The sequence below is a fragment of the Kitasatospora sp. NPDC058243 genome (assembly GCF_042882025.1).
Classification (GTDB): Bacteria; Actinomycetota; Actinomycetes; order Streptomycetales; family Streptomycetaceae; genus Kitasatospora.
The window spans coordinates 1-7886 of record NZ_JBHVWW010000127.1; the positions used below are offsets into that span (position 1 = coordinate 1).

Annotated in this window: 7 protein-coding genes; 6 read left to right on the forward strand and 1 reads right to left on the reverse strand. The window is 73.2% G+C overall.

Annotated elements, in window-relative coordinates; all coding sequences use genetic code 11:
- The 6 genes from ACFVX9_RS39160 to ACFVX9_RS39185 all read left to right on the forward strand — a co-directional run.
- The coding region (locus tag ACFVX9_RS39160; protein ID WP_387987000.1) for a PfkB family carbohydrate kinase at window positions 1-341 on the forward strand (341 nt) is incomplete at its 5' end.
- 25 nt (window positions 342-366) lie between these two features.
- Window positions 367-1227 carry a ketose-bisphosphate aldolase gene (locus tag ACFVX9_RS39165; protein WP_387987002.1) on the forward strand — a complete coding sequence of 287 codons (861 nt, stop codon included), beginning with the start codon at window positions 367-369 and terminating at the stop codon, window positions 1225-1227.
- A 65-nt stretch (window positions 1228-1292) separates the two neighbouring features.
- Window positions 1293-3074 carry a beta-galactosidase family protein gene (locus ACFVX9_RS39170; RefSeq protein ID WP_387987005.1) on the forward strand — a complete coding sequence of 594 codons (1782 nt, stop codon included), beginning with the start codon at window positions 1293-1295 and terminating at the stop codon, window positions 3072-3074.
- Between the two features lie 438 nt (window positions 3075-3512).
- A complete protein-coding gene (locus tag ACFVX9_RS39175) occupies window positions 3513-4826 on the forward strand; it encodes an extracellular solute-binding protein (RefSeq protein ID WP_380380351.1) in 1314 nt (437 codons plus the stop codon).
- A 103-nt stretch (window positions 4827-4929) separates the two neighbouring features.
- A complete protein-coding gene (locus tag ACFVX9_RS39180; RefSeq protein WP_387987009.1) occupies window positions 4930-5886 on the forward strand; it encodes a carbohydrate ABC transporter permease in 957 nt (318 codons plus the stop codon).
- Complete coding sequence (locus tag ACFVX9_RS39185; RefSeq protein ID WP_380486174.1) at window positions 5883-6794, forward strand: carbohydrate ABC transporter permease; 912 nt, start codon at window positions 5883-5885, stop codon at window positions 6792-6794. Before ACFVX9_RS39180 ends, ACFVX9_RS39185 begins: the two co-directional genes overlap by 4 nt.
- A 78-nt stretch (window positions 6795-6872) precedes the next feature.
- Here the strand turns inward: ACFVX9_RS39185 and ACFVX9_RS39190 are convergent, their stop codons facing one another.
- On the reverse strand, window positions 6873-7631 hold the full coding sequence (locus ACFVX9_RS39190; RefSeq protein ID WP_363378426.1) for a DeoR/GlpR family DNA-binding transcription regulator: 759 nt from the start codon (window positions 7629-7631) through the stop codon (window positions 6873-6875).
- Window positions 7632-7886 lie beyond the last annotated feature (255 nt).

Sequence of the window (7886 nt, forward strand, 5' to 3'; positions counted from 1 at the left end):
CCCTCGTCGACGCCGGCGCCCGGGCGGTGGTCGCCTCGCTCGGCCCCGACGGGCTCCTCGCCGTCACCCCGGACGGCAGCTGGCGGGCCCGCCTGCCCCCGGAGGCCGTCGTGCGGGGGAACCCGACCGGCGCGGGGGACGCGGCGGTCGCGGCGCTGGCCGAGGCCCTCGCCGACCGCACGCCGTGGCCGGCGGCGCTGGCCCACGCGGTGGCCCTGTCGGCCGCCGCCGTCCAGGCCCCGTACGCCGGCCGGTTCGACCCGCAGGCCTACCGCGGCCACCTCCCGCTGGTCCTGGTCACCCCGGCCACGCCCTTCGCCGGCTCAGCTCCTTCCGACTGAACAGCCCCACCCGACAGGAGAGTTCATGCCCCTGGCAGCCACCGGCGGCCTCGTCGCCCGGGCCGCGGCCCGGCACGGCGGCGTCGCCGCCTTCAACGTCATCACCCTGGAGCACGTCGAGGCCGTCGTCTCCGCCGCCGAGACCGCCGGCACCGCGGTGATCCTCCAGGTGAGCGAGAACGCGGTGCGGTTCCACGGCGGGCGGCTGGCCCCGCTCGCCGCGGCCGCCGTGCGCTGCGCCGAGCCGAGCACCGTCCCGGTGGCGCTGCACCTGGACCACGTGAAGACCGGCGTCCTGCTCCGCCAGGCCGCCGAATGCGGGTTCAGCTCGGTGATGTACGACGCCGCGCACCTGCCCTACGCGGAGAACGTCGCCGCCACCCGCGAGGCCGCCGTCTGGGCGCACGGCGCCGGGCTCTGGCTGGAGGCCGAACTCGGCGAGGTCGGCGGCAAGGACGGCCGGGGGCCGCTGGACGCCCACGCGCCGGGGGCCCGCACCGACCCCGCAGAGGCGCGGCGCTTCGTCGAGGAGACCGGCGTGGACGCCCTCGCCGTCGCCGTCGGCAGCTCCCACGCGATGACCTCCCGCGACGCCAGGCTCGACCACGGCCTGCTCGCCGCCCTGCACGCGGCCCTCGACGTCCCGCTCGTCCTGCACGGCTCCTCCGGAGTCCCCGACGACGAGCTGCGCCGCGCCGTCCACGGCGGCATAGCCAAGGTCAACATCGGCACCGCCCTGAGCATCGCCATGACGACCGCCGTCCGGTCCCACCTGGCGGCGGACGAGCGGGGCGTCGACCCCCGCGCGTACCTGGCCGCGGGCCGCGGGGCGATCACCGAGGCCGTCGGCCGGCTCCTGCCCGTCGTCGCGGGGACCGCCGGATGACCGCGCCCAGGGCGACCGAGCCCCGGCCGACACCGTCCCCCGAACCACCCCCTCAAGGACCACTCATGCTCCAGATCTCCCGGACCGGGTTCACGCTCGACGGGCGCCCCCTGCGCCTGCTCTCCGGCGCCCTGCACTACTTCCGCAGCCTGCCCGGGCAGTGGCCGCGCCACCTGCGGATGCTGCGGGCGATGGGGCTCAACACCGTGGAGACGTACGTCCCCTGGAACCTGCACGAGCCCCGCCCCGGCACGTACGACTTCACCGGCATCGCCGACCTGGAGGCCTTCCTGCGGGCCGCCGCGGACGCCGGACTGCACGCGATCGTCCGCCCGAGCCCCTACATCTGCGCCGAATGGGAGAACGGCGGCCTGCCCTGGTGGCTCCTGGCCGAACCGGGCAGGGCGGGCCGAGGCCTGCCGCTGCGCACCGGCGACCCGCGCTTCCTGGCCCACGTCGACCGCTGGTACGACACGCTGATCCCGATCCTGGCGGCGCACCAGACCACCCGCGGCGGAAACGTCCTGATGGTCCAGATCGAGAACGAGTACGGCTCCTACGGCACCGACCGGGCCTACCTCGCCCACCTCGCCGACGGCCTGCGCGCCCGCGGCATCGACGTCCCGCTCTGCACCTCCGACGGGCCGGAGGACTTCTTCCTCACCGGCGGCGCCCTTCCCGGCCACCTCGCCACCGTCAACTTCGGCAGCCGCGCCACCGAGGCCTTCGCCGAGCTGCGCCGCCACCGCCCCCAGGACCCGCCGATGTGCATGGAGTTCTGGAACGGCTGGTTCGACCACTGGGGAGAGCCGCACACCACCCGCCCGGCCGAGGACGCCGCCGAGGCCCTGCGCGAGATCCTGGCGGCCGGGGCCTCCGTCAACCTCTACATGGCCCACGGCGGCACCAACTTCGGCACCTGGGCCGGCGCCAACACCGCCGACCCGCGCACCGGCCGGGGCTACCAGCCGACCGTCACCTCCTACGACTACGACGCCCCGCTGGACGAACGAGGCGCCCCCACGGCCAAGTTCCGGGCCTTCCGCGAGGTCCTGGCGGCGTACGCGGACGGCCCGGTGCCGGAGCCCGAGGAGCTCCCGGCCACGCTGCCGGCGTGCCGGGTGGAGCTCGACAGGTCCCTGCCGCTGGCGGACGTGGTGGACCACCTGTCCACCGGCGAGGTCCGCTCCGCCGTCCCGCTCTCCTTCGAGGAACTCGGCCTCCCGCACGGCCTCGTCCGCTACCGGACCACCATCCCCGGCCCGCGCACGGCGTACCCGCTGACCGTCGAGGGGCTCGCCGACCGGGCCCACGTCCGCGTCGACGGCACCCACCTCGCCACCCTGGAACGCGACGTCGAGCACGAGCCCCTGCTCCTCCCGGTGCCCGGCGCGGGTGCCCGGCTGGAACTGCTGGTCGAGTCGATGGGCCGGGTCAACTACGGCGCCGGGATCGGCGACCGCAAGGGGATCGCGGGGGCCCTGCACACCCAGCAGTACCTGCACGGGTGGACGGCCGACCCGATGCCGCTGGCCGACGGGACACCGGACCGGCTTCCCTGGGACGAGGCCGTCGCTCCGGCCGCCGGCCCCGGAGCGGCCTTCCACCGCGGCGCCTTCGAGGTCGGGGAGCCCGCCGACGGCTACCTGGCGCTGCCGGGCTGGGGCAAGGGCTACGTCTGGGTCAACGGCTTCCTGCTGGGCCGCTACTGGGACCGCGGACCGCAGTGCACGCTCTTCCTGCCCTGGCCGGTTCTGCGCAGCGGGACGAACGAGATCACCGTCCTCGAACTCGACCGCTCCGGCGAACCCGCCGTGCACCTGGTGGCCGGGCCCGACCTGGGCTGACGCTCCGCGCACCCGGCCCGTCGCCCGGCTCTCCGCCCGGTTCTCCGCGCGACGGGCCGTGTCGAAACCGAGACCGCTTCGTGCTCCGAAGCCCTAGGAACCTGCTCGATATTGAGCAATACTCATCCGAACTGCGCACCATAGAGCAGGGGGTGGTCCGATGGGCACGCGACCACCGACACCCGGACCGGGCCCGGACCAGGACCAGGATCCGGAGCCGGAACCGGTCCGGTGAGGAAGCCGCCGACGCGCGGCGGCACTCCCGGCCGGCCCCAGAACCTCCGGAACCCGGGCACCCTGCCGACCCCCACCGCACCCCCACCCCCACCCTCACCGCACCGCACCCTCACCGCACCGCACCCGCTCGCGCCGGCCGCCGTCCACCCGACACCGCGCCGCGACGGCCGAGGGCCAGTACACGTAAAGGACGAGATCCTCATGGCGAAGACACGAATCCGCACCCGCCTGCTGGCCGCCGCCGCCACGCTGCCGCTGCTCGCCGGCATCGCGGCCTGCGGATCGGGCGGTGACGGCGCCTCGGGCGGCGGAGGCTCCGCCGAGGTCACGTTCTGGGGCTGGGCGCCGGGCTACGAGGAGGCGGTGGCCCAGTACAACGCGGCCCACCCGGACGCCAAGGTCAAGTTCGAGAAGATCGTGTCGGGCAGCAAGGGCGGCTACGCCAAGATCTTCGCGGCCGTCAAGGCCGGCAACGCCCCCTGCCTGGCCCAGGTCGGCTACGAGTCGCTGCCCAGCTTCGTGGTGGAGGGCGCCGTCCAGGACGTCAGCGGCGAGGCCGGGCAGTACCAGTCGCAGTACGGGGACGGCGCCTGGAACGCGGTGAAGGTCGGCGGCCAGGTGTACGGCATCCCGGTCGACGTGGGCCCGATGGCGCTCTACTACCGCACCGACCTGTACGCCCAGTACGGCCTGAAGCCGCAGGCCACCTGGGAGGAGTTCGCCGCCGACGCCGCCAAGGTGCACGCCACCAACCCCAACGGGTACCTGAGCGTGTTCAACCCGGACGACCCGTGGTGGTTCGCCGGCATGTCCGCCCAGGCCGGCGGCAGTTGGTTCGGCACCGACAGCAAGGGCTGGAAGGTCTCGCTCGCGAGCGACCCGGCCACCACCAAGGTCGCGAAGTACTGGCAGGGCCTGATCGACCAGGGCCAGGTCAAGTCCGAGCAGGGCTTCAGCCCCGACCTCTACAAGGACCTCCAGGACGGCACGCTCGCCGCCTACCCCGGCCCGGTCTGGTTCTCCTCCATCCTCGAACAGAACGCGGCGCAGGCGTCCGGCAAGTGGGCGGTCGCCCCGATGCCGCAGTGGCAGGGCGGCGCCAAGTCGGTCGGCAACGACGGCGGTTCGTCCACCGCGGTGGTCAAGGGCTGCAAGAACACCGCCGCGGCGCTGCGCTTCGCCAACTGGATGAGCACGGACGCCGCCGCCGTCGGCACCCTCGTGGACAAGGCCGGCATCTACCCCGCCTCCACCAGCGGCACGTCGGCGCCGGCGCTGGCGAAGCCGAGCGCCTACTTCGGCAACCAGCCGATCTTCGACGTCTTCAAGCAGGCGACGGCGCAGGCCCCCAAGTGGAGCTGGGGCCCGACCATGACCCAGACCTCCAGCGACCTCACCGACGCCTTCGGCGCGGCCGTCGCCGCCCACGGCGACCTGACGGCGGCGCTGGGCACGGTGCAGAACAAGACCGTCGACGCGATGAAGTCCAAGGGGCTGACGGTCACCGCCGGCTGACCGGCTCGCCGGCGGACCCCGCACGGTCCGCCGGCCCGGGCGCGCCCGACACGTCCGACACGCCCGAGGGACCGACCACCGCCCGCACGAGAGAGAACCCCAGATGAGCGCAGCAACCCCGGCGGTGCCGGGCCGCACCGCCCCGAAGGCCGCCACCGCACGACGGAGGCCGTCCCGCAACCGCGCGGCCCTCGGCTTCCTGGCCCCCTTCGGCCTGCTGTTCACCGTCCTGTTCCTGCTGCCCATCGGGTACGCGCTCTGGCAGAGCCTGTACCGCGTGGAGCGCTCCGGCCTGGGCTTCGGCCCGGCCAGAACGGTCTTCGCGGGGCTCGACAACTACACCGCGGCCCTGGGTGACGGCTCGTTCCTCGCGGGCGTCGGCCGGGTGCTGCTCTTCGGCGTGGTCCAGGTCCCGGTGATGCTCGGACTGGCCCTCGGCCTCGCCCTGCTGATCGACGCCAAGGGCACCCGGCTGCGGAAGTTCTTCCGGCTCGCCTACTTCCTGCCGTACGCGATCCCGGGCGTCGTGGCCACCATCCTCTGGGCGTTCCTCTACCTGCCCGGGACCAGCCCGCTCGTCGCCGGGCTGAGGGACATCGGCATCGACGCCGACTTCCTCTCCTCCGGCACCGTCCTGTGGTCGATGGCCAACATCGTCACCTGGACCTGGACCGGCTACAACATGCTGGTCATCCTCTCCGCCCTCCAGGCCATCCCCAGCGAGCTCTACGAGGCCGCCGACCTCGACGGCGCCGGCCCCTGGCGGACCGCCTGGCACATCAAGATCCCGCTGGTGGCCCCCGCCCTGGTGCTGACCGGGATCTTCTCCATCATCGGCACCCTCCAGCTCTTCACCGAGCCGATGGTCCTGCACTCGCTGGCCTCGACCGTCTCCGCCGACTACACGCCCAACATGGCGGCGTACAACGCGGCGTTCGGCACCAACGACTACGGCAAGGCGGCGGCCATCGCCGTCCTGCTGGCCCTGGCCACCTGCGTCCTGTCCTTCACCTTCCTGCGCCTCTCGGTGCGCATCACCGGAAACCGGGTGACCGCATGAGCACCGCCGACCTCCGCCGCCGCCCCGAGACCGCCCGCCCGGCGCGCCGCCGCCCCGCCCACCCGGGTGCTCCCGGCCGCCGGCCGCGCCCCAACGTCCTCGGCACGGCCGTCCTGTTCGTGCTCTCCGCCTACTTCCTGCTGCCCGCCTGGTGGCTGCTGGTGGCCTCCACCAAGAGCAGCAGCGACCTGTTCGGCAGCGGCGGCTTCTGGTTCTCCACCCTCCACCTCGGCGACAACCTGCACGACCTGGCCACCGCCAACAACGGGCTCTACTTCCGCTGGCTCCTCAACACCGTGCTGTACGCGGGTGTCGGCGCCGCGGCCGCCACCCTGCTCGCGGCGATGGCCGGTTACGCGCTCACCAAGTACCGGTTCCGGGGCCGCGAGGCGGTGTTCAACACGATCCTCGCCGCGGTGCTCGTCCCCGCGCCGCTCCTCGCCCTGCCGGTCTACCTGCTGCTGTCCAAGGCCCATCTGGTCAACACCGTCTGGGCGGTCCTGCTGCCCAGCATGGTCAGCCCGTTCGGCGTCTACCTCAGCCGGATCTACGCCGCCGCGTCCGTCCCGGACGAGATCCTGGAGGCCGCCCGGATGGACGGCGCGGGGGAGTTCCGGATCTTCTTCACGGTGGTCCTGCGGATCTTCTCGCCGGCGCTGGTGACCATCTTCCTGTTCCAGTTCACCACCATCTGGAACAACTTCTTCCTGCCGCTGGTCACGCTCTCCGACCAGAAGCTCTGGCCGGTCAACCTCGGCCTCTACTACTGGAACGGCCTGCGGGACCACACCCCGTACAACCTGGTCGTCACGGGCTCGCTGGTCTCGGTCGTCCCGCTGGTCGTGGCCTTCCTGCTGCTGCAGCGGTTCTGGCGCACCGACCTGACGGCGGGCGGCGTCAAGGCCTGAACCGGGGGCCGCAAGGCTTGAACCGGGGCTTCGGGGCGTGGCCGGTGGATCAGGCCGCGCCCCGGGGCCCGTCGGCGGTCAGGCCCGCCGGACCCGGACGCCGCAGCCGGTGACGGCCCGCTGCTGCGCGTCCGTCAGGCCGTCGTCCGTCACCAGGTCGTGGACGTCGGAGAGCGGGCAGATCCGGGCGAAGGTGACCTTGCCGACCTTGGTGCTGTCGGCCAGCACGACCGAGCGCGCGCTGCTGCGCAGGAACGCCCGGTCGGTCTGGGCCTCCATCTCGTCGTGCGTGGTGCAGCCCTCCTGCGCCGTCAGGCCGTCCACCCCGATGAAGGAGATGTCCAGGTGGTACTGCGAGAGCATCCGGTCGGCGGCCGGACCGACCAGTTCGTAGCTGGCCGTGCGGGCGATGCCGCCGATCACCACGAGGCGCACCTCGGGGCGGACGATCAGGTCGGCGGCGATGTTCACCGCGTTGGTCACGACGGTGATGCCGGTGCGCTCGGCGAGCACCCGGGCGAGCTCGCTGGTGGTGGTGCCGCCGCTGAGGCCCACCACCGCCCCCTCCGGCACGAGCTCGGCCGCCGCCAGGGCGATCCGGCGCTTCTCCTCCCGCTGCTTCTCGCCGCGGTGGCGCAGCGGCAGTTCGAGGTTGACCGAGCCGGTCACCGCGCCGCCCCGGGTGCGGTGCAGCAGCCCCTGCTCGTGGAGCTCCTGGAGATCGCGGCGCACGGTCGCGGTCGAGACGTCCAGGAGTTCGGCGAGCGCGTGCACATCGGCGCTCCCCGCTTCGGTGACGTGCGAGAGGATCCGGGTGGCGCGATCAGCTTTGAGCATGACGCGATTCTAGCCCGGCCGGAAGCCAAAGCCCTGGGTGGCGCCGGGTCGGACTGATTTCGGCGAGCAGGTCGCAGGTCTGGTCGTCCGCTCGAATCTGACTATCATGGCTAGGAAACAAGCAACTTCACTCAGTTCTACGGCTGCCCGGAGCAGCGCCGGAGGTGACCGCGTGACCACCGCGGACCGTGACCGTACCGCACTGGCCGGCGCCCGGCTGGTCCTGCCCGGCGGCGTCGTCGAGGGCGGCCGCCT